The sequence below is a fragment of the Streptomyces sp. SM11 genome, from assembly GCF_002910905.1.
Lineage (GTDB): Bacteria > Actinomycetota > Actinomycetes > Streptomycetales > Streptomycetaceae > Streptomyces.
On record NZ_NEUE01000138.1, the window covers coordinates 42,541 to 63,353 of the forward strand.

Here is a 20,813-nt window from a genome sequence, read left to right on the forward strand (position 1 = left end):
TGGCCCGGTAGTTGTTCAACGTCCGGGCCTCGGGTGATTGATTCCCACCCCGGAGGCCTTTCAGCCGCCCGACAGCGTCCGGACCAGTTCCTCCGCCGTACGGCAGCGGTCCAGCAGATCCTTCACGTGCTCCTTCGTCCCGCGCAGCGGCTCCAGGGTGGGCACCCGCTGCAGGGAGTCGCGGTCCGGCAGGTCGAAGATCACCGAGTCCCAGGAGGCCGCCGCCACGTCGTCGGCGTACTGCTCCAGGCAGCGGCCCCGGAAGTAGGCCCTGGTGTCCTCCGGCGGCTTCGTGCGGGCCCTGGTGACCTCGTCCTCGTCCAGGAGTCGCTTCATCTTCCCGCGGGCCGCCAGGCGGTTGTAGAGGCCCTTGTCGGGCCGTACGTCCGCGTACTGGAGGTCCACCAGATGCAGCCGGGGGGCGTCCCAGTCCAGCGCGTCGCGGCGGCGGTAGCCCTCCATGAGCTCCCGCTTGGCGATCCAGTCCAGCTCGCCCGACAGGCTCATCGGGTCCGTCTCCAGCCGGTTGAGGGTGTCCTCCCAGCGGGTCAGGACGTCCTTGGTCTGCTCGTCGGCGTCCGCGCCGTACCGCTCGTCGACGTACTTGCGGGCCAGTTCGAAGTACTCCATCTGCAACTGGACCGCGGTGAGTGTCCGGCCGCTGCGGAGCGTGATCAGCTGCCGCAGGTCCGGGTCGTGCGAGACCTGGTGCAGGGTGCGTACGGGCTGGTCGACCGCGAGGTCGACGTTGATGAAGGTGTCCTCGATCATGGACAGCACCAGGGACGTGGTGCCGAGCTTGAGATAGGTGGAGATCTCCGAGAGGTTGGCATCGCCGATGATCACATGCAGCCGGCGGTACTTCTCGGCGTCGGAGTGGGGCTCGTCCCGGGTGTTGATGATGGGGCGCTTGAGCGTGGTCTCCAGGCCGACCTCGACCTCGAAGTAGTCGGCGCGCTGGCTGATCTGGAAGCCGTGCTCGTGGCCGTCCTGGCCGATGCCGACCCGGCCCGCGCCCGTGAAGACCTGGCGTGAGACGAAGAACGGCGTCAGATGGCGCACGATGTCCGAGAACGACGTCTCCCGCTGCATGAGGTAGTTCTCGTGCGTGCCGTAGGAGGCGCCCTTGTTGTCGGTGTTGTTCTTGTAGAGGTGGATCGGCTGCGCGCCCGGAATGGCGGCCGCCCGCTCGGCGGCCTCCGCCATGATCCGTTCGCCGGCCTTGTCCCAGAGCACCGCGTCGCGCGGATTGGTGATCTCCGGGGAGCTGTATTCGGGGTGCGCGTGGTCGACGTACAGCCGGGCACCGTTGGTGAGGATGACATTGGCCAGGCCGATGTCCTCGTCGGTGAGCTGGCTGGAGTCGGCGGTCTCACGGGCGAGGTCGAAGCCTCGCGCGTCACGCAGCGGGTTCTCCTCCTCGAAGTCCCAGCGGGCGCGTCGCGCCCGGTGCATCGCCGCCGCGTAGGCGTTCACGATCTGGGACGAGGTGAGCATGGCATTGGCGTTGGGGTGGCCGGGGACGGAGATCCCGTACTCCGTCTCGATGCCCATTACTCGCCGTACGGTCATGCGGCCCTCCTTGCCCGGCGTCGGTCCCCTCCGGGAGCGACGCTCAAGTACCGCTGCTGTGTCCGGTGCATGTGCGGTGCCCGTCACCGCACTGCGCGACTCGGCGGTACCGCAGAGCCTAGAGCGCCTCTGCGCCGGCGGGGAGATCAATTACGACATTGCTCCGACATGGCCGGAACGGGGGAATGCAACCGGCTGCGGAGGCCCCTGGGGGCTTCCGCAGCCGGTCCGCGTATTACAGGTACTGGCCGGTATTGGCCACCGTGTCGATGGAGCGTCCGGTGTCCGCGCCCTGCTTTCCGGTGACGAGTGTGCGGATGAAGACGATCCGCTCACCCTTCTTGCCGGAAATCCTGGCCCAGTCGTCCGGGTTGGTGGTGTTCGGCAGGTCCTCGTTCTCCTTGAACTCGTCCACGCAGGCCTGCAGGAGGTGAGCGACCCGCAGTCCCTTCTGGCCCTGCTCCAGGAATGCCTTGATGGCCATTTTCTTTGCCCGGTCGACGATGTTCTGAATCATCGCGCCGGAGTTGAAGTCCTTGAAGTACAGGACTTCCTTGTCGCCGTTGGCGTACGTGACCTCGAGGAAGCGGTTCTCCTCGGACTCCGTGTACATCCGCTCCACGACGGACTGGATCATGGCGTGGGCGGCGGCCGGCCGGGAGCCGGTGTGCTCGGCCAGATCGTCCGCGTGCAGCGGGAGCGACGGGGTCAGGTACTTCGCGAAGATGTCCTTCGCCGCCTCGGCGTCCGGACGCTCGATCTTGATCTTCACATCGAGACGGCCGGGTCGCAGGATGGCGGGGTCGATCATGTCCTCGCGGTTGGAGGCGCCGATGACGATGACGTTCTCCAGGCCTTCCACCCCGTCGATCTCGGCGAGCAGCTGCGGGACGATGGTGTTCTCCACGTCCGAGCTGACGCCACTGCCGCGGGTGCGGAAGAGGGACTCCATCTCGTCGAAGAAGACGATGACGGGGGTACCCTCGCTCGCCTTCTCCCTCGCACGCTGGAAGACCAGGCGGATGTGCCGCTCGGTCTCGCCGACGTACTTGTTGAGGAGCTCGGGGCCCTTGATATTGAGGAAGTAGCTCTTCCCCGTGGGCTGCCCGGTGACCTCGGCGACCTTCTTGGCCAGCGAATTGGCGACGGCCTTGGCGATGAGGGTCTTGCCACAGCCGGGCGGACCGTAGAGCAGGATGCCCTTCGGCGGCCGCAGCTCGTGCTCCTTGAAGAGGTCGGGGTGCAGATACGGAAGCTCGACCGCGTCGCGGATCAGCTCGATCTGGTCGCCCAGGCCGCCGATCTTGTCGTAGTCGATGTCCGGGACCTCTTCGAGGACGAGCTCCTCGACCTCGCTCTTGGGGACCACCTCGTAGACGTAACCCGACCTGGAGTCCAGGAGCAGGGCGTCGCCGGCGCGGATGGTGATGTCCAGCAGCGGCTCGGCGAGCCGCACCACCCTCTCCTCGTCGGTGTGCCCGACCACCAGGGCGCGCTCGCCGTCCTCAAGGATCTCCTTGAGGGTGACGATGTCCCCGGCCCGCTCGTACTCCATGGCCTCGACCACGTTGAGCGCTTCGTTCAGCATGACCTCCTGGCCACGCCGGAGGTCGTCGAGCTCGACGCTGGGGCTGACGTTCACCCGGAGCTTGCGGCCCCCGGTGAAGATGTCGCAGGTGCCGCCCTCGTTGGCCTGCAGGAAGACACCGAAGCCGGCCGGTGGCTGTGCGAGCCGGTCGACCTCCTCCTTGAGGGCCACGATCTGGTCACGCGCCTCACGGAGCGTGTTGGCGAGCCGCTCGTTCTGCGCGGACACTCCTGCCAGGTTCGTCTGCAACTCGACGATCCGCTCTTCGAGAATCCTCGTATGACGCGGCGAGTCGGCGAGCTTACGTCGCAGGACGGCGATTTCCTGCTCGAGATAGGCAACCTGGCCGGCTGGGTCCTCTGACCCTCGCGCGGGCCGGATGCCGCGGTTGATGTCGTCGTCGTGGGCTGCCACGGTCCTCACCTCCTCCATGGGGAGCTGGACGCTTCCTGACCCTACCTGGGTGGGTGGTGATTGAAACCCCTAGATCACAAAGACTGCGGGGTGTGTCCGATCTTCACCCTTGCGCTCTCCCTCACGTCAAGGGAATACCCACCCTGCGGCACCGGAAAGCCGCCGGTTGTATCGTCGAACTGTTCAACACCCGTCAGGGCTGGCTCCAATTGGTTCAGATACGCAGGAACGGCAGGACACATGACCGTGCAGCAGGACTCGCCGGGCGACAGTGACACCCAGGACCTGGAGGTCTGGATCGACCAGGACCTCTGTACGGGCGACGGCATCTGTGTGCAGTACGCCCCCGACGTCTTCGAGCTGGACATCGACGGCCTGGCTTATGTGAAGAGCGGCGACGACGAGCTCCTGCAGAACCCGGGGGCGACCACTCCGGTGCCGCTGCCGCTCCTCCAGGACGTCGTGGATTCGGCCAAGGAGTGCCCCGGGGACTGCATCCATGTGCGGCGCGTCAAGGACAACGTCGAGGTGTACGGGCCGGACGCCGCCTAGCCGGTCGGGCCCGTCGCCCGGACTCGGCGGGCGATGGGCACGAGGGGCGCTCAGACGCTTCGGGCGAGGTCTCCGGAGGTGCGGACGAACGCCTGCCCCTTCCACCGCCAGGAGGCTTGTTCCTCCTGGTCGGGGCAGCAGCGGGGGACGTCGAGCGAGGAGTAGCCGAACAGGGTCGCCGAGACGACGCCGTCGCGTACGGCGAAGTCCCCGACCGTCTTCCGGTCAGCGGGGTCCACCAGGGTCGCCACGACCCGGGGTGCGGCCCCGCTGCTCCGTGTCAGGACGTAGATGCCGCCGGGCGGGGTCCCCGATCCGGCGGCGCAGTGCACCACGGCGACGGTTTCCGGCCGCCCGTCGCCGTCGAGGTCCCCAGGCGCCTGTTTCGCGACGGTCGTCCCGGCGCCGCCGCACTCCAGCGGAAAGTCCACGCCGGCCGGGTCCGGGGCGGGCGCGCCGTGCCGCGTGGTGGTCCGCTGCTCGGGGGCCGTGGCGGTCGCGGTGGCCGTACGGGGCTGGAGCAGCCCTGCCAGCGCGACGACTCCCGCCATCGCCGCGGCCGTGGCGAGCCAGTGCACCGGCTTGGCGGCGGTGTGGGCGAGATCCGGGAGCGCGGGGGTCTGCACGCGGTATGTCTCCTGATGGTTCCTGGAAGCCCGGTGAAGGGTGGGGAACACCCCCCGAGGGGTGGCCAGCATCGTGCCACACCTCACACCGGGGCGGAACGGCGGCGCCGGTGCGTTGTACGGATCAGCTACGGGAGGCGGCGGAGCCGCTCTGGCTGCCGGGTCCGTCGTAGTCGTCGCCGTAGGCGCCCTTGGACGGGCGGCGGCGGCGCAGCGGCGGCTCGACGCCGTCCGCAAGCCGGCGGGCGGTGACCAGGAAGCCGGTGTGGCCGATCATCCGGTGGTCGGGGCGGACGGCGAGGCCCTCCACGTGCCAGTTGCGGATCATCGACTCCCAGGGCTGCGGTTCGGCGAAGCAGCCGATCTCGCGGATGGACTCGACGGTGCGCGAGAGCTGGGTGGTGGTGGCGACGTAGGCGCAGAGGATGCCGCCGGGCACCAGGGCCTTGGAGACGGCCTCCAGGCACTCCCAGGGGGCGAGCATGTCCAGCACGACGCGGTCGACGTCGGTGTCGGAGAGGTTGTCCTGGAGGTCGCCGACGGTCAGCTGCCAGGCGGGGTGCGGCGAGCCGAAGTAGCGCTCGACGTTCTGCTGGGCGATCTCGGCGAAGTCCTCGCGGCGCTCGTAGGAGTGCAGCATGCCCTGCTCACCGATGGCGCGCAGCAGGAAGGTGCTGAGCGAGCCGGATCCGACGCCGGCCTCCACGACGCGGGCGCCGGGGAAGATGTCGGCGAAGGCCAGGATCTGGCCGGCGTCCTTGGGGTAGACCACGGCGGCGCCGCGGGGCATGGACAGGACGTAGTCGGGGAGCAGGGGGCGCAGCGCGAGATAGGCGACGTTTCCCGTGGTTCGGACAACACTGCCCTCGGGAGCACTGATCAGCTCGTCGTGCGGGAAAGAACCCTTGTGGGTGTGGAAGTTCTTTCCGGCTTCGAGCGTGAAGGTGTAGTGGCGTCCCTTGGGGTCGGTGAGCTGGACCTGGTCCCCGACCTTGAAGGGCCCACGTCGGCGGGCGGCACCGGTCGGTTCAGACATGTGACCAGCCTACCGGTGATTCCCGGGCCGCCGACCGCCCGGCCGGTGCGGTGACGCCTCCGTGGCCGGGGCTCAGGTTTCGGGGCGGGCCATGGCCTTGACGAAGGCGCGCTCCACGTCGGCGGTGGAGAGGACCCCGTAGATCTCACCGGTCTCCTCGACGACAAGGTATTCGGTGGCGGGGGTGGCCTTGAGCCGGTCCAGGAGGGCTTCGCCGGCCAGTTCCGCGGGGACCTTCATACCGTCGGTGAGGTCCTGGGCAAGGCCGCTGACGGCGACCCAGGGGCGGCGGTGTTCGGGGACGCCGACGATGGCGGCCTCACGGACGACGCCCTTGGGCCGGCCCTGCCCGTCGACGACGACCAGGGCGCGGGCACCCGCCTCGTTGGCCCGGCGCAGCGCTTCGGAGAGCGGGGTGGCGGACTCGACGGGGACGGCGCGGCGGGTCAGAGTGCGGGCCCGGAGGTCGGGCAGGTGCTCACGGAGGCGGGCCATGCGCAGGCTGTTCCCTGCGCCGGTCCAGATGATGCCGGCGAGAATCGCGGCGAGCAGCGCGTCCATGACGGTCTCGACGCCGCCGATGTCCTGGGCGGAGCCGCCGAGCGTTCCGGTGTGGGTGAGCAGCGGCAGTCCGACGAGGACGACGACGGCGAGGCCGCGGCCGACCCAGGCGGCGGCGATCGTGCCGCTCATGGGCTTGCCGGTGATCTTCCAGACGACGGCGCGGAGCATCCGGCCGCCGTCCAGGGGCAGGCCGGGCAGCAGGTTGAAGGCGGCCACGATGAGGTTGGAGATCATCAGGCCCGCGAGCAGGACGCCGGGGACCGTGCCGGGCTCGACGAACTGCATCGCGCCGTAGAAGACGCCGCCGAGGACCAGCGACAGGAGCGGTCCGACGAAGGCGAGGACGAACTCGCGGCCGGGCGTCTCGCTCTCCTTCTCGATCTCCGAGACGCCGCCGAAGAACTGGAGCTGGATACGGCGGACCGGAAGCTTGTAGTGCAGGGCGGCGACCGTGTGGGCCAGCTCGTGGACGAGCACGGAGGCGTAGAAGGCCATGGCGAAGAACAGGGCGACGAGGTAACGGGCGCCGCCCAGCTCGGGCAGCACGCGGTCGAGCTGGCCACCGAACACCCAGGTGATCAGCGCGGCGACGACGAACCAGCTGGGGGCCACGTAGACGGGCACGCCGAAGGGCCGCCCCATGAGCAGGCCGCCGCCCGGCTCCGCGGGGCGTTTCGGCCGGCCGTTGCCGGGGTCGGTGCCGGGGGCTGTTCCCCCTGCGCCGGGCTGCGGCCGCCCGCTGTCGCCGCTCTCGTCCACGGGGTCCCTTCGGTTCGGTGAGTGGCCTTTGCCACGATCATGCAGTGTGCGAGGGTCTGCCGTCGATGGTATGCCGCTGGCTGTCAGTGGCGGGCCGTAGGGTCTGGAGACATGACTTCCGTGCCGCGGCCGCCTCAGCCGCCTTCGTCCCTGTCGCCGTCGCGGGCGAGCGATTTCATGCAGTGCCCCTTGCTCTACCGCTTCCGGGTCATCGACAAGCTGCCGGAGAAGCCCAGCGAGGCGGCTACCCGCGGCACGCTGGTCCATGCGGTGCTGGAGCGGCTCTTCGACGCCCCGGCGGCCGACCGTACGGCGCCGCGGGCGCGGGCGTTGATTCCCGGCCAGTGGGACCGGCTGCTGGAGTCGAAGCCGGAGCTGACCGAGCTGTTCGCGGGGGAAGCCGGGGGCGAGCGCCTGACGCGCTGGCTGGGCGAGGCGGAGCGGTTGGTGGAGCGGTGGTTCTCGTTGGAGGACCCGACGCGTCTTGAGCCGGCGGAGCGCGAGCTGTTCGTCGAGACGGAGCTGGATTCGGGGCTGCGGCTGCGCGGGGTGATCGACCGGGTGGACGTCGCGCCGAGCGGCGAGGTCCGGATCGTCGACTACAAGACGGGGAAGGCTCCGCGGCCGGAGTATTCCGAGGGGCCACTGTTCCAGATGACGTTCTACGCGCTGGTGATCTGGCGGCTGAAGGGCGTCGTGCCGCGCCGCCTCCAGCTGGTCTATCTGGGCAGCGGGGACGTGCTGACGTACGACCCGGTGGTGGCGGACCTGGAGCGAGTGGAGCGCAAGCTGCTGGCGCTGTGGGACGCGATCGCGCTGGCGACGGAGACCGGGGACTGGCGGCCCCGGCCGACGAAGCTGTGCGGCTGGTGCGACCACCAGTCGGTGTGTCCGGAATTCGGCGGTACTCCCCCGGTCTATCCGCTGTCGGTCCGCCCGGCGGGTTCGGGTGTGGATGGTCAGGGCAGAATGGGACCGGTCCAGGCCGAGGCTGGCCGAGCCGTGGCCCTTGAGGGCCCTTAAGGAGTTCCTGTGGCGATCCGCGTCCTTCTGGTCGATGACCAGCCTCTGCTGCGCACCGGTTTTCGGATGATTCTGGAGGCCGAAGGCGATCTGGCGGTGGTCGGTGAGGCCGGTGACGGTCTGCAGGCCATCGATCAGGTGCGGGCGCTGCAGCCCGATGTGGTGCTGATGGACATCCGGATGCCGCGGATGGACGGGGTGGAGGCGACCCGTCAGATCACCGGCCCCGGGAAGGACGGCCCGGCGAAGGTGCTGGTCCTGACCACCTTCGATCTCGACGAGTACGTGGTGGAGGCGCTGCGTGCGGGGGCGAGCGGCTTCCTGCTGAAGGACGCTCCGGCGGCGGAGCTGGTGCAGGCGATCCGGGTGGTGGCGGCGGGCGAGGCGATGCTCGCGCCGAGCATCACGCGCCGGCTGCTGGACAAGTACGCGGATCACCTGCCGTCCGGTGAGGATCCGGTGCCGGACGCCCTGCACACGCTGACGGACCGTGAGGTCGAGGTGCTGAAGCTGGTGGCGCGGGGGCTGTCCAACGCGGAGATCGCGGCGGATCTGTTCGTCAGCGAGACGACGGTCAAGACGCATGTGGGCCATGTGCTCACGAAGTTGGGCCTGCGCGACCGGGTACAGGCCGCGGTGTACGCGTACGAGAGCGGGCTGGTGCGCCCCGGCGCCCAGTAGCGGCCCCGGCGGCGGCTCTCCGTCCTCCGTATACGACGAAGCCGTCCGGCCCGTCCCCTCCTGGACCAACAGGAGGGGACGGGCCGGACGGCTTCGGTGGTCCGTAGTCGGTCCGTAGTCGGTCCGTAGTCGGTCCTGAGGCGGTACGGCGGTCAGACGCCGGGCCGGCTGAGCTCCCAGAGCTGGAGCTCGGAGGTGGCGCTGACGGACCGCTCCACTCCGGCGATCCCGTCGCGGGAGGCGACGTACTGCTTGCCCTGCCAGATCGGGAGCACCGGCACATCGGTGGCGACGATGTCCTGGAGCTTCTCGTAGGTGGCGGCGGCGGCGGCGCGGTCGGCCTGGCGGCGGGACTGCGGGATGAGGACCTTCTGCGCCTCGCGCGACCGGTAGGGCGAGTTGAGGAAGTTGTTCTCGTCCAGGAAGGGCGCGGTGTAGTTGTCCGGGTCCGGGAAGTCGGGGAACCAGCCCATGCCGTAGGCCGCGTAGTCGCCGCGCTTCTGCTCGGGGCGGTACTTCGACCACTCCTTGCCCTCGACGGAGACCTCGAAGAGGCCGGAGCTGTTCAGCTGCTGCTGGATCGCCTTGAACTCCTCGGCGGTGGCCGAGCCGTAGTGGTCGTTGGTGTAGTGCAGGGTGAACTTCACCGGCGTCTCGGTCCCGGCGTCACGGAGGATCTCCCGGGCCTTGGCGGTGCTGGGCTCGCCGTACTTGTTGAAGAAGGCGTTGGTGTGCCCGGCGATGCTGGTCGGGATCAGCGAGTAGAGCGGTTCGGCGGTGGTGCCGTACACCTTGCCCGCGATCTCGCCCCGGTCGATGATCTGCGCCATGGCCTGCCGGACGGGCTTGTCGACCACGGGGTCCTTGGTGTCGAACCCGAGGTAGCTGATGGCCAGGCCGGGCATCTCGGTGAGCTCGATGCCCTCCTTCGGCTCCACGAGCATGTCGTGGGCCTGCTCGGGCGACATCGCCCGGGTCATCATGTGGATCTTCTTCTCGTCGAGCGCCTTGCCCATGGCCTCGGCGTCGGGGAAGAGGTCCATCTCGACCTTGTCGTTGAGCACCTTCAGCTCGCCCTTGTACGAGGGGTTCCTGGTGAAGGCGATCCTGACGACCCGGCCGTCCTCGACCTGCGGATTCATGGTGTAGGGGCCGGAGCCGTTCACCTGGAAGCCGGTGCGGGCCTCCTTCGCCGGGTACTGCGCCTTCGGGACGATGCCGGCGGCGGGAGTGGCGAGCTTGTACGGGAAGGTCGCGTCGGGCGCGTTCAGGTGGAAGATCACCTGGTCGTCGCCCTTGGTCTCGACCATGTCGATGTTGGCGAGCAGGCCGACCGGCCCGCTGTCCGAGTCGATGTCGATGACGCGCTGGATGGAGTGCTTCACGTCCTCGGCGGTGACGGGTGTCCCGTCGGCGAACGTGAGGCCGGCCCGCAGGGTGCAGCGGTAGCTCTCGTTCGCGGTGTCGGTGAAGGTGCAGCTGCGGGCGGCCTCGGGCACCGGCTCGCCACCGCCGTTGGGCACCGCGGTCAGCGTCTGCACGGTCTGCCGCAGGATGTTCCAGACGCCCGCTTCGTAGCCGATGGCCGGGTCGAGCGGCGCGGGGTTCTCCTCGGAGGCCACGATCTGATCCGTGGTGCCGACGACGATGGCTCCCTCGCCACCGGCGCCGCCGGCCGTGCTGCCGCAGGCGGCGAGCACGGGGGCGAGCAGGCCGACGACGGCCGGCAGCACCAGGGTCTTGCGGTTCATCTGGACGTTCTCCCTCATCCCGGCAGGTGAGGAATCAAAGTTAGTAGCCGCGGATGGCCCTTCCGACCGTCCGGAGGGCGGCTCACGCTCCCCCGGCGACCGGAGGGGGCGACATACGATCATCATTACGGACAGCTCACCCGATCCCGGCGGGCCACCGGAGGCTCCAAGGTGAGGAAGGTCACCTGTTCGACCTCTTCACATTTAGGCCCCACGACTGATTCACGCCTACGGAACGTTGCCGGGACGCACACGGAAGGGAGCAGAGAATCCGCTGTTCGCTCACCAACGGACCATCGGTGCGTGTGCCCGTCCGACGCGGGTCAGCCCGTTCCGCCCGCTCCGGTGATGAGCTTGCGCAGGAAGGCGAGGTCGACCTCTTCGAGGGAGCCGACGACCACGCGTCCGGCCGCGGGTGCGATGGGGGCGACGGACGGCACGGCGACGACCCGGCATCCGGCGGCCTCGGCGGCGGCCACGCCGGTCGCGGTGTCCTCGATGACGGCGCAGCGCCAGGGGTCGGCGCCGAAGCCCGCGGCGGCGGTGAGGTAGGGCTCGGGGTGGGGCTTGGTGCGGACGACCTCGTCCCCGGCGACCGTGAGCGCGAAGTGGTGGCGGCCCACCGATTCCAGCACCCGGTCGATGATCCGGCGGTGGGAGGCCGAGACGAGGGCGGTGGGCACCTCGTAGGCGGCCAGTTCGGCGAGCAGCCGCTCGGCCCCCGGCATCAGTGGGACGCCGCGCACGATGCGCTTCTCGAATCCGTCGTTGAGCAGCACGGTCAGCTCGTCCAGCCGGATGTCGGCGCCGGTGACGTCGATGAGGTAGCCGGCGCTGCGGGTCATCGGACCGCCGACGACCACGTCCCGCCAGGACTCGTCCAGCCGGTGCCCGAGGCCGGCGAAGACCTCCTTCTCGACGTCCCACCAGAAGCCCTCGGTATCGACCAGGGTTCCGTCCATGTCGAGAAGGACCGCCTGCAGGGCGGCGCCTTCGGCCGTGCGGGTCAAGGACGCGGGGACCGTACTGGTCATCCGGCACACCTTCCGTAAGGGACGAGAAGGCCGGCCGCCATTCCCGAAAGCGGGAGGGCGACCGGCCTGCACTGGACCGACCAGTGTACGACGTGTCCGGCCACGATGCGCGAAGGGCACGTGACCGCGGGGCGAAGTCCGTCCTACCGGGCGTTGAAGTACTTCGCCTCGGGGTGGTGGATGACGATGGCGTCGGTGGACTGCTCCGGGTGGAGCTGGAACTCCTCAGAGAGGTGCACGCCGATCCGCTCCGGCCGCAGGAGATCGGCGATCTTCGCCCGGTCCTCCAGATCCGGGCACGCTCCGTAACCGAGCGAGAACCGCGCGCCGCGGTACTTCAGTGCGAACATGTCCTCGACGTCCGCCGGGTCCTCCCCCGCGAAGCCGAGCTCGCTGCGGACCCGGGCGTGCCAGTACTCGGCGAGCGCCTCGGCGAGCTGGACGGACAGGCCGTGCAGCTCCAGGTAGTCGCGGTAGGAGTTGGCGGCGAACAGCTCGGCGGTGGCTTCGCCGATCCGGGAGCCGACGGTGACGATCTGGAGGCCGATGACATCCCTTTCGCCGGACTCCTCGGGGCGGAAGAAGTCGGCGAGGCAGAGGCGGCGGCCACGGCGCTGGCGCGGGAAGGTGAAGCGGGTGCGCTCGGAGCCGTCGTCGTGCAGGAGGACCAGGTCGTCACCCTTGGCGACGCAGGGGAAGTAGCCGTAGACGACGGCGGCTTCCAGGAGGTTGTTGGACTGGAGGTGGTCGAGCCAGCCGCGCAGGTGCGGGCGTCCCTCGGTCTCCACCAGCTCCTCGTACGTCGGTCCGTCGCCGGTACGGTTCTGCTTGAGGCCCCACTGGCCCTTGAACAGGGCGCCCTCGTCGAGCCAGGAGGCGTAGTCCTTGAGCGGGATGCCCTTGATGACGCGGGTGCCCCAGAAGGGCGGCTCGGGGACCGGGTTGGTGGTGGAGACGTCCGAGCGCGCCGAGCCCTCGGGCTCCTCGGCCTCCAGCACGGGGGCGTCCCTCTTGGGGACCCTGCGTTGCTTGAGCTCGGGCAGGACCGCGCCCGGCACGCCGCGCTTGACGCCGATGAGTGCGTCCATGAGGCGCAGGCCCTCGAAGGCGTCGCGGGCGTAGCGGACTTCGCCCTCGTAGATCTCGTGGAGGTCCTGCTCGACGTAGGCGCGGGTCAGGGCGGCGCCGCCGAGGATGACGGGGAAGTCTGCGGCCATCTTGCGCTGGTTGAGCTCCTGGAGGTTCTCCTTCATGATCACGGTGGATTTCACCAGGAGGCCGGACATGCCGATGACGTCGGCGCGGTGCTCCTCGGCGGCTTCCAGGATCGCGGAGACGGGCTGCTTGATGCCGAGGTTGACGACGTTGTAGCCGTTGTTGGAGAGGATGATGTCGACGAGGTTCTTGCCGATGTCGTGGACGTCGCCGCGGACGGTGGCGAGCACGATGGTGCCCTTGCCGTCGTCGTCGGTCTTCTCCATGTGCGGCTCCAGATGGGCCACCGCGCTCTTCATGACCTCGGCGGACTGGAGGACGAACGGCAGCTGCATCTGGCCGGAGCCGAACAGCTCGCCGACCACCTTCATGCCTTCCAGCAGCGTGTTGTTGACGATGTCCAGGGCCGGGGTGTCCTGGAGCGCCTCGTCGAGGTCGGCCTCCAGGCCGTTCTTCTCGCCGTCGATGATGCGGCGCTGGAGACGCTCGTCCAGCGGCAGGGCCATCAGCTCCTCGGCCTTGCCCGCCTTCATCGACTTCATGTTGACGCCCTCGAAGAGCTCCATGAGCTTCTGGAGGGGGTCGTAGCCCTCGCTGCGGCGGTCGTGGATCAGGTCGAGGGCGACCTTGACCTGATCCTCCTCCAGCCGGGCGATCGGCAGGATCTTGGAGGCGTGCACGATCGCGGAGTCCAGGCCCGCCTTGACGCACTCGTCCAGGAAGACGGAGTTCAGCACGACCCGGGCGGCCGGGTTCAGGCCGAAGGAGATGTTCGACAGGCCCAGCGTGGTCTGGACGTCGGGGTGGCGCTTCTTCAGCTCGCGGATCGCCCCGATGGTGGCGATGCCGTCGCCGCGGGACTCCTCCTGGCCGGTGCAGATGGTGAAGGTCAGGGTGTCGATGAGGATGTCGGACTCGTGGATGCCCCAGTTGGTGGTGAGGTCCTCGATCAGCCGCTCCGCGATGGCGACCTTGTGCTCGACCGTGCGGGCCTGCCCCTCCTCGTCGATCGTCAGCGCGATCAGGGCGGCGCCGTGCTCCGAGGCCAGGGCGCTGACCTGCGCGAATCGGGACTCGGGGCCGTCACCGTCCTCGTAGTTCACCGAGTTCAGCACGGCCCGGCCGCCGAGCTTCTCCAGGCCGGCGCGCAGGACGGGCAGCTCGGTGGAGTCCAGCACGATCGGGAGGGTGGAGGCGGTCGCGAACCGTCCGGCCAGCTCCGCCATGTCGGCGGCGCCGTCGCGGCCCACGTAGTCGACGCAGAGGTCGAGCATGTGCGCGCCCTCGCGGATCTGGTCGCGGGCCATCTCCACGCAGTCGTCCCAGCGGGCCTCCAGCATCGCCTCGCGGAACTTCTTGGAGCCGTTGGCGTTGGTGCGCTCCCCGATCGCCAGATAGGCGGTGTCCTGACGGAAGGGGATCGTCTGGTACAGGGAGGCCGCGCCGGGCTCGGGGCGCGGGTTCCGCTCGGCCGGCGTCAGGCCGCGGGCCCGCTCGACGACGGCCCGCAGGTGCTCGGGGGTCGTGCCGCAGCAGCCGCCGATGAGGGACAGGCCGTAGTCCCGGACGAAGTTCTCCTGGGAGTCGGCGAGACCGTCGGGGCCGAGCGGGAAGTGCGCGCCGTCCTTGGTGAGGACGGGCAGTCCGGCGTTGGGCATGCACATCAGGGGCGTACGGGAGTGGCGGGCGAGATAGCGCAGGTGCTCGCTCATCTCGTCCGGGCCGGTCGAGCAGTTCAGGCCGATCAGGTCGATGCCCAGCGGCTCCAGGGCGGTCAGGGCGGCGCCGATCTCGGAGCCCAGCAGCATGACACCGGTCGTCTCGAAGGCGAGGGAGCAGATCAGGGGTACGTGGACGCCGAGGGCGTCCATCGCCCGGCGCGCGCCGATGATGCTGGACTTGGTCTGCAGCAGGTCCTGGGTGGTCTCGACGATCAGGGCGTCCGAGCCGCCCGCGAGGAGGCCCTCGGCGTTCTTCTGATAACCGTCGCGCAGGACGTCGTACGTGATGTGGCCCAGTGAGGGCAGCTTGGTGCCGGGGCCGATCGACCCGAGGACCCAGCGCTGGCGGCCGTCCTTGGCGCCGAACTCGTCCGCGACCTCGCGGGCGATCCGGGCACCCGACTCGGAGAGCTCGAAGATCCGGTCGGCGATCTCGTACTCGTTGGCGGCGGAGTGGTTCGCGCCGAAGGTGTTGGTCTCGACGCAGTCGACGCCGACCGCGAAGTACTCCTCGTGGACGGAGCGCACGATGTCGGGCCGGGTGATGTTCAGGATCTCGTTGCAGCCTTCGAGGTTCTCGAAGTCCTCCAGCGTGGGGTCCTGGGCCTGGAGCATGGTTCCCATCGCCCCGTCGGCCACCACCACACGGGTGGCTAGTGCCTCTCGGAGCGCGTCTGCGCGGGTCCGGCTGTCGGCGGCGGATGTCGGCAACGAGGCCATGGATGATCTCCCAGGGATGCGACGGCTGTCGGCTTTGCGTCCTTCTTGGGGAAGGCGCACCACGCCAGCGTAGCCGGACGGCGCCCGGGGCCGTAGGAGCGTCCATGGGACGGACTGCATGCTGTGCGTGGTGCGGCGTGTGCGGCCCGGTGACGGACACTTTCCCCGGAGTCCGGCGAAGGTCGGCATCGACCGATAGTGTTCAGCATTGTCGAACCGAGGTGGAGGAGTACGGCGCGATGGCCAAGAACATCCAGTCGCTGGAGCGGGCGGCCGCGATGCTGCGTCTGCTGGCGGGCGGCGAGCGCCGGCTCGGGCTCTCCGACATCGCCTCCTCGCTGGGCCTGGCCAAGGGCACCGCGCACGGCATTCTGCGCACCCTCCAGCTGGAGGGCTTCGTCGAGCAGGACACGGCGTCCGGGCGCTACCAGCTGGGCGCGGAGCTGCTGCGGCTGGGCAACAGCTATCTGGACGTCCACGAGCTGCGGGCACGCGCCCTGGTATGGACGGACGACCTGGCCCGCTCCAGCGGCGAGAGCGTCCACCTCGGGGTGCTGCACCAGCACGGCGTACTGATCGTCCACCACGTCTTCCGGCCCGACGACAGCCGCCAGGTGCTGGAGGTCGGGGCCATGCAGCCGCTGCACTCCACGGCGCTGGGCAAGGTGCTGTCCGCGTACGACCCGGTGGCCCACAGCGAGGCCATGGAGGCCGAGCGCCGCTCCTTCACCGGGCGCACCGTCACCGCCGCCGACGAGTTCGAGGCGATGCTCGACCTGATCCGGGCCCAGGGCTGGGCCGCCGACGCCGAGGAGACGTGGGAGGGCGTCGCCGCCGTGGCCGCCCCGATCCACGACCGGCGCGGGATGCCCGTGGGCGCGGTGGCCGTGACGGGTGCGGTGGAGCGGGTGGCCCCGGGCGGCGCGCTGCGCCCCGAGCTGATCGCGGCCGTACGGGACTGCGCCCGCGCGGTCTCCCGGGACCTGGGCGCGGGCCGCTTCTGACGGTCCGCACGACCGGCCCTTCCCCTCTCGCACGCCCCGCCGGTAACGATCGCGTCGCGCAGCGAGTCGTGGACCACAGAACCCTTGACGCTTCCTTCACTCGGGGGAAACACTGCCGTTCAACGGTCGGCATTGTCGAACGCCTAACGGCAATACGCGTTAGGGTGTGACAGTGCCAAGGGCCGGTCAAGCCCTCACAGGTGGGCTGCCCACGCTTCGTGGATACCCATCTCGGGCGCGGAACACCGGCGGGACCGGTGCTCCGCTCTCCCCCTGGACGAAGGACAAAGGAGTCGCGGGTGTCCAGCTCCGACATTTTCATCGGCGAGACCATAGGTACCGCCGTACTCATCCTGCTCGGCGGCGGTGTCTGTGCCGCCGTCACGCTGAAGAGCTCGAAGGCCCGGGACGCGGGCTGGCTGGCCATCACCTTCGGGTGGGGCTTCGCCGTGCTGACCGGCGCGTATCTCGCCGGTGGTGTATCGGGCGCCCACCTCAATCCCGCGGTCACGGTCGGCCTCGCCATCGAGGGCGGCACCGCGTGGGGCGACGTGCCCCTCTACCTCTTCTCGCAGCTGTGCGGCGCGATGATCGGCGCCCTGCTGGTCTGGGCGGTGTACTACGGGCAGTTCCACGCCCACCTCACCGATCCGGAGATCGTCGACCTGCAGCCCGTCGAGGACGGCATGGTCGACCAGAAGGCGGCCCCGAAGGCGGGCCCGGTGCTCGGGATCTTCTCCACCGGTCCGGAGATCCGCAACGGCGTGCAGAACGTCATCACCGAGATCATCGCGACCGCCGTGCTGGTCCTGGCGATCCTGACTCAGGGCCTCAACAACGAGGGCACCGGTCTCGGCACCCTCGGCGCGCTGATCACCGCCCTGGTCGTCGTCGGCATCGGCCTCTCGCTCGGCGGCCCGACCGGCTACGCGATCAACCCGGTCCGCGACCTCGGTCCGCGCATCGTGCACTCCCTGCTGCCGCTGCCGAACAAAGGTGGTTCGGACTGGGGCTACGCGTGGGTACCCATCGTGGGTCCGCTCATCGGCGGCGCGCTCGCCGGCGGGCTCTACAACCTCGCCTTCGCCTAGCCCGAGCCGCACCTCCACCACTTCACAGACTTCCGGGAGCACACCGTGACCGACGCACACACCACCGGCACCCACGGCACCGGGCCGTTCATCGCGGCCATCGACCAGGGCACCACCTCCAGCCGCTGCATCGTCTTCGACAAGGACGGCCGGATCGTCTCCGTCGACCAGAAGGAGCACGAGCAGATCTTCCCGAAGCCGGGCTGGGTCGAGCACGACGCGACCGAGATCTGGGAGAACGTCCAGGAGGTCGTCGCCGGCGCCGTCGTCAAGGCCGGCATCACCTCCGCCGACGTCAAGGCGATCGGCATCACCAACCAGCGCGAGACCACGCTGATGTGGGACAAGAACACCGGTGAGCCGGTGCACAACGCCCTCGTCTGGCAGGACACCCGTACCGACGCGCTCTGCAAGGAGCTCGGCCGCAACGTGGGCCAGGACCGGTTCCGCCGCGAGACCGGGCTGCCGCTCGCCTCGTACTTCGCCGGACCCAAGGTCCGCTGGCTGCTCGACAACGTCGAGGGGCTGCGCGAGCGCGCCGAGGCCGGCGACATCCTCTTCGGCACCATGGACTCCTGGGTCATCTGGAACCTGACCGGCGGCACCGACGGCGGTGTGCACGTCACCGACGTCACCAACGCCTCGCGCACCCTTCTGATGAACCTGCACACGATGGCGTGGGACGAGAAGATCCTCGCCTCCATCGGCATCCCGGCCGCGGTCCTCCCCGAGATCCGCTCCTCCGCCGAGGTGTACGGGCACGCCAAGGGCGGCATCCTCGACGGCATCCCGGTCGCCTCCGCGCTCGGCGACCAGCAGGCGGCGCTGTTCGGCCAGACCTGTTTCGCCGAAGGCGAGGCCAAGTCCACGTACGGCACCGGCACCTTCATGCTGATGAACACCGGTGGCACCCCGGTGAACTCGTACAACGGGCTGCTCACCACCGTCGGCTACCAGATCGGCGACAAGCCCCCGGTGTACGCCCTGGAGGGCTCCATCGCGGTCACCGGTTCGCTGGTGCAGTGGATGCGCGACCAGATGGGCCTGATCAAGTCGGCCGCCGAGATCGAGACGCTGGCCTCCTCGGTCGAGGACAACGGCGGCGCGTACTTCGTGCCCGCCTTCTCCGGTCTGTTCGCCCCCTACTGGCGTCCCGACGCCCGCGGTGTGATCGCCGGTCTCACCCGTTACGTCACCAAGGCGCACATCGCCCGTGCCGTCCTGGAGGCCACCGCCTGGCAGACCCGCGAGATCAGCGACGCCATGACGAAGGACTCCGGAGTCGAGCTGGCCGCGCTCAAGGTCGACGGCGGCATGACGTCCAACAACCTGCTGATGCAGACGCTCGCCGACTTCCTGGACGCGCCCGTGGTGCGCCCCATGGTCGCCGAGACCACCTGCCTCGGCGCCGCCTACGCCGCCGGTCTCGCCGTCGGCTTCTGGCCGGACACCGACGCGCTGCGCGCCAACTGGCGCCGGGCCGCCGAGTGGACACCCCGCATGGACGCGGACACGCGTGCCCGCGAGTACAAGAGCTGGCTCAAGGCCGTCGAACGGACCATGGGCTGGATCGAGGACGAAGAAAGCTGACGAGGAGCATCACCATGACCACCCTGCAGAGCGTTCCCGCCCTCGGAACGCACCCGGCCTCCGGCTCGCTGCCGAGCCGCGCCGAGACCCGGGAGCAGCTGTCCCGGGCCACGTACGACCTCCTGGTCATCGGCGGCGGCATCCTGGGCATCTCCACCGCCTGGCATGCCGCGCAGTCCGGGCTGCGGGTGGCGCTGGTGGACGCCGGCGACTTCGCCGGCGCCACCTCCTCCGCCTCCTCCAAGCTCCTCCACGGCGGTCTGCGCTACCTCCAGACCGGCGCGGTCAAGCTGGTCGCGGAGAACCACTTCGAGCGCCGCGCGGTCTCCCGCGAGGTGGCCCCGCACCTGGCCAACCCGCTCACCTTCTACCTGCCGGTCTACAAGGGCGGCCCGCACGGCGCGGCCAAGCTCGGCGCGGGCGTCTTCGCCTACTCCGCGCTCTCCGCGTTCGGCGACGGCGTCGGCCATGTGATCAGCCCGGCCAAGGCGCAGCGCGACGTCCCCGAGCTGCGTACCGACAACCTGAAGGCCGTCGCGGTCTACGGTGACGACCAGATGAACGACGCCCGCATGGCGCTGATGACGGTCCGCGCGGCCGTCGACGCGGGCGCGGTCGTCCTCAACCACGCGGCCGTCACCGGGCTGCGCTTCACCCGGGGCCGGGTCACGGGCGCCGACCTGAAGGACAGCACGGACGGCACCGAGTTCGGCGTCACCGCCCGGCTCGTGCTGAACGCCACCGGCCCGTGGGTCGACCACCTGCGGAAGATGGAGGACCCGAACGCGGCCCCCTCCATCCGTCTCTCCAAGGGCGCGCACCTGGTACTGAAGCGGACCCGGCCGTGGCGGGCGGCGCTGGCCACCCCGATCGACAAGTACCGGATCACGTTCGCGCTGCCGTGGGAGGACATGCTGCTTCTCGGCACGACGGACGAGGAGTACGAGGGCGATCCGGCCGATGTCGCGGTGACCGAGGCCGACACCGCGCAGATCCTCGACGAGGCGGCGTTCTCGATCAAGGACCAGCAGCTGTCGCGCGATCTGATCACGTACTCCTTCGCGGGTCTGCGGGTGCTGCCGGGCGGGCCCGGCGACACGTCCAAGGCCAAGCGCGAGACGGTCGTCACGGAGGGCCGCGGCGGGATGCTGTCGGTCGCCGGCGGCAAGTGGACGACGTTCCGCCACATCGGCCGCACCGTCATGAACAAGCTGGCCGCCCTGCCCGGGCACCCGCTGGCCGAGGACATGGAGCCGATGAACCGGCTGCCGAGGAAGCTGCCGCTGCCCGGCATCGCCAACCCGAACGCGGTGGCGCACCGGCTGCTGATCGACGGCGGGACGCCCGGCCCCCGGATGGCGCCGGACACCGCCCGGCACCTGGCCACGCACTACGGCTCGCTCGCCTTCGACATCGCCCGCCTGGCGAACGAGAACCCGGAACTGGCCGAGCGCGTCCACCCGGACGCCCCGGAGATCTGGGCCCAGGTCGCCTACGCCCGCGACCACGAGTGGGCCGAGACGGCGGACGACGTGCTCCGCCGCCGGACCACGCTGACGATCCGGGGCCTGGCGACGGACGACGTCCGTGACGGCGTCCAGAAGATGCTGGGCGACCGGGGCTGACCACCCCCCACGGGTACGCGGACGGGGGCGGCTTCCACGCGGGAGCCGCCCCCGTCGGCGTGAGGGCGAAACCGGCTACAGCACGCCGTTCCGTACGTCCGAGGAGACGGTCGAGGGCGGCCCGCAGGCGATCGGCGGTCCGCCGCAGATCGTCGCCGGGATCCTCGGCCGGAACGAGGTCCACCGCCGCGGCCTCCGGCCGATCACCGTGGACGGCTTCGGGCTGGGCCGCCCGGCCGCCGTGACG

Annotated in this window: 15 protein-coding genes; 7 read left to right on the forward strand and 8 right to left on the reverse strand. The window is 69.7% G+C overall.

Features of this window, described 5'->3' with window-relative positions; genetic code table 11:
- Nucleotides 1-60 precede the first annotated feature (60 nt).
- A complete protein-coding gene (gene dop / locus B9S58_RS11160) occupies nucleotides 61-1,572 on the reverse strand; it encodes a depupylase/deamidase Dop (protein ID WP_181009270.1) in 1,512 nt (503 codons plus the stop codon).
- Nucleotides 1,573-1,807: 235 nt separating this feature from the next.
- Nucleotides 1,808-3,574: a proteasome ATPase gene (arc, locus tag B9S58_RS11165; protein WP_103531960.1), complete on the reverse strand. Its 1,767-nt coding sequence runs from the start codon at nucleotides 3,572-3,574 to the stop codon at nucleotides 1,808-1,810.
- Nucleotides 3,575-3,814: 240 nt separating this feature from the next.
- On the opposite strand from arc, the gene B9S58_RS11170 reads away from it, so the two are divergent.
- Nucleotides 3,815-4,126: a ferredoxin gene (locus tag B9S58_RS11170; RefSeq protein ID WP_103531961.1), complete on the forward strand. Its 312-nt coding sequence runs from the start codon at nucleotides 3,815-3,817 to the stop codon at nucleotides 4,124-4,126.
- 50 nt (nucleotides 4,127-4,176) lie between these two features.
- On the opposite strand, the gene B9S58_RS11175 is transcribed toward B9S58_RS11170, so the two are convergent.
- The 3 genes from B9S58_RS11175 to B9S58_RS11185 all read right to left on the reverse strand — a co-directional run bounded on the left by B9S58_RS11175 (nucleotide 4,177) and on the right by B9S58_RS11185 (nucleotide 7,111).
- Nucleotides 4,177-4,752: a hypothetical protein gene (locus B9S58_RS11175; protein ID WP_103531962.1), complete on the reverse strand. Its 576-nt coding sequence runs from the start codon at nucleotides 4,750-4,752 to the stop codon at nucleotides 4,177-4,179.
- A gap of 124 nt (nucleotides 4,753-4,876) precedes the next feature.
- A complete protein-coding gene (locus tag B9S58_RS11180; RefSeq protein WP_103531963.1) occupies nucleotides 4,877-5,788 on the reverse strand; it encodes a tRNA (adenine-N1)-methyltransferase in 912 nt (303 codons plus the stop codon).
- Between the two features lie 72 nt (nucleotides 5,789-5,860).
- A complete protein-coding gene (locus B9S58_RS11185; RefSeq protein WP_103531964.1) occupies nucleotides 5,861-7,111 on the reverse strand; it encodes a site-2 protease family protein in 1,251 nt (416 codons plus the stop codon).
- A 177-nt stretch (nucleotides 7,112-7,288) separates the two neighbouring features.
- On the opposite strand from B9S58_RS11185, the gene B9S58_RS11190 reads away from it, so the two are divergent.
- Together B9S58_RS11190 and B9S58_RS11195 are read left to right on the forward strand one after the other, a co-directional pair.
- Nucleotides 7,289-8,134, forward strand: a complete 846-nt coding sequence (locus tag B9S58_RS11190) for a PD-(D/E)XK nuclease family protein (RefSeq protein ID WP_258044323.1) — start codon at nucleotides 7,289-7,291, stop codon at nucleotides 8,132-8,134.
- Nucleotides 8,135-8,143: 9 nt separating this feature from the next.
- Entirely contained in the window at nucleotides 8,144-8,815 is a 672-nt protein-coding gene (locus tag B9S58_RS11195) for a response regulator transcription factor (protein WP_003970158.1), read from the forward strand.
- Nucleotides 8,816-8,967: 152 nt separating this feature from the next.
- Here B9S58_RS11195 and B9S58_RS11200 read toward each other — a convergent pair whose 3' ends face one another.
- From B9S58_RS11200 to metH, 3 genes are all read right to left on the reverse strand, one after another.
- Nucleotides 8,968-10,566, reverse strand: coding sequence for an ABC transporter substrate-binding protein (locus B9S58_RS11200; protein ID WP_103531966.1), 1,599 nt, complete (start codon nucleotides 10,564-10,566; stop codon nucleotides 8,968-8,970).
- 323 nt (nucleotides 10,567-10,889) lie between these two features.
- Nucleotides 10,890-11,600 (reverse strand): HAD family phosphatase, encoded by a 711-nt coding sequence (locus B9S58_RS11205; RefSeq protein ID WP_103531967.1) that lies wholly within the window; start codon nucleotides 11,598-11,600, stop codon nucleotides 10,890-10,892.
- Nucleotides 11,601-11,743: 143 nt separating this feature from the next.
- Complete coding sequence (gene metH, locus B9S58_RS11210) at nucleotides 11,744-15,256, reverse strand: methionine synthase (RefSeq protein ID WP_103531968.1); 3,513 nt, start codon at nucleotides 15,254-15,256, stop codon at nucleotides 11,744-11,746.
- Nucleotides 15,257-15,495: 239 nt separating this feature from the next.
- Between metH and B9S58_RS11215 the strand changes: the two genes are divergently transcribed.
- The 4 genes from B9S58_RS11215 to B9S58_RS11230 all read left to right on the forward strand — a co-directional run bounded on the left by B9S58_RS11215 (nucleotide 15,496) and on the right by B9S58_RS11230 (nucleotide 20,566).
- Nucleotides 15,496-16,260 (forward strand): IclR family transcriptional regulator, encoded by a 765-nt coding sequence (locus B9S58_RS11215; RefSeq protein ID WP_103531985.1) that lies wholly within the window; start codon nucleotides 15,496-15,498, stop codon nucleotides 16,258-16,260.
- A 299-nt stretch (nucleotides 16,261-16,559) separates the two neighbouring features.
- The gene (locus B9S58_RS11220) at nucleotides 16,560-17,351 is read left to right on the forward strand and encodes an MIP/aquaporin family protein (RefSeq protein ID WP_103531969.1); all 792 of its coding nucleotides are present in this window, start codon (nucleotides 16,560-16,562) and stop codon (nucleotides 17,349-17,351) included.
- A gap of 45 nt (nucleotides 17,352-17,396) precedes the next feature.
- The gene (gene glpK, locus B9S58_RS11225) at nucleotides 17,397-18,941 is read left to right on the forward strand and encodes a glycerol kinase GlpK (protein WP_103531970.1); all 1,545 of its coding nucleotides are present in this window, start codon (nucleotides 17,397-17,399) and stop codon (nucleotides 18,939-18,941) included.
- A 14-nt stretch (nucleotides 18,942-18,955) separates the two neighbouring features.
- A complete protein-coding gene (locus B9S58_RS11230; protein ID WP_103531971.1) occupies nucleotides 18,956-20,566 on the forward strand; it encodes a glycerol-3-phosphate dehydrogenase/oxidase in 1,611 nt (536 codons plus the stop codon).
- Nucleotides 20,567-20,813: the final 247 nt, after the last annotated feature.

Excerpts from the sequence above, each read along its gene's own strand:
- dop (WP_181009270.1), bottom strand. The coding sequence starts at position 1,572 with ATGACCGTACGGCGAGTAATGGGCATCGAGACGGAGTACGGGATCTCC.
- B9S58_RS11170 (WP_103531961.1), top strand. The coding sequence starts at position 3,815 with ATGACCGTGCAGCAGGACTCGCCGGGCGACAGTGACACCCAGGACCTG.
- B9S58_RS11180 (WP_103531963.1), bottom strand. The coding sequence starts at position 5,788 with ATGTCTGAACCGACCGGTGCCGCCCGCCGACGTGGGCCCTTCAAGGTC.
- B9S58_RS11190 (WP_258044323.1), top strand. The coding sequence starts at position 7,289 with ATGCAGTGCCCCTTGCTCTACCGCTTCCGGGTCATCGACAAGCTGCCG.
- B9S58_RS11200 (WP_103531966.1), bottom strand. The coding sequence starts at position 10,566 with ATGAACCGCAAGACCCTGGTGCTGCCGGCCGTCGTCGGCCTGCTCGCC.
- B9S58_RS11205 (WP_103531967.1), bottom strand. The coding sequence starts at position 11,600 with ATGACCAGTACGGTCCCCGCGTCCTTGACCCGCACGGCCGAAGGCGCC.
- metH (WP_103531968.1), bottom strand. The coding sequence starts at position 15,256 with ATGGCCTCGTTGCCGACATCCGCCGCCGACAGCCGGACCCGCGCAGAC.
- B9S58_RS11215 (WP_103531985.1), top strand. The coding sequence starts at position 15,496 with ATGGCCAAGAACATCCAGTCGCTGGAGCGGGCGGCCGCGATGCTGCGT.
- B9S58_RS11230 (WP_103531971.1), top strand. The coding sequence starts at position 18,956 with ATGACCACCCTGCAGAGCGTTCCCGCCCTCGGAACGCACCCGGCCTCC.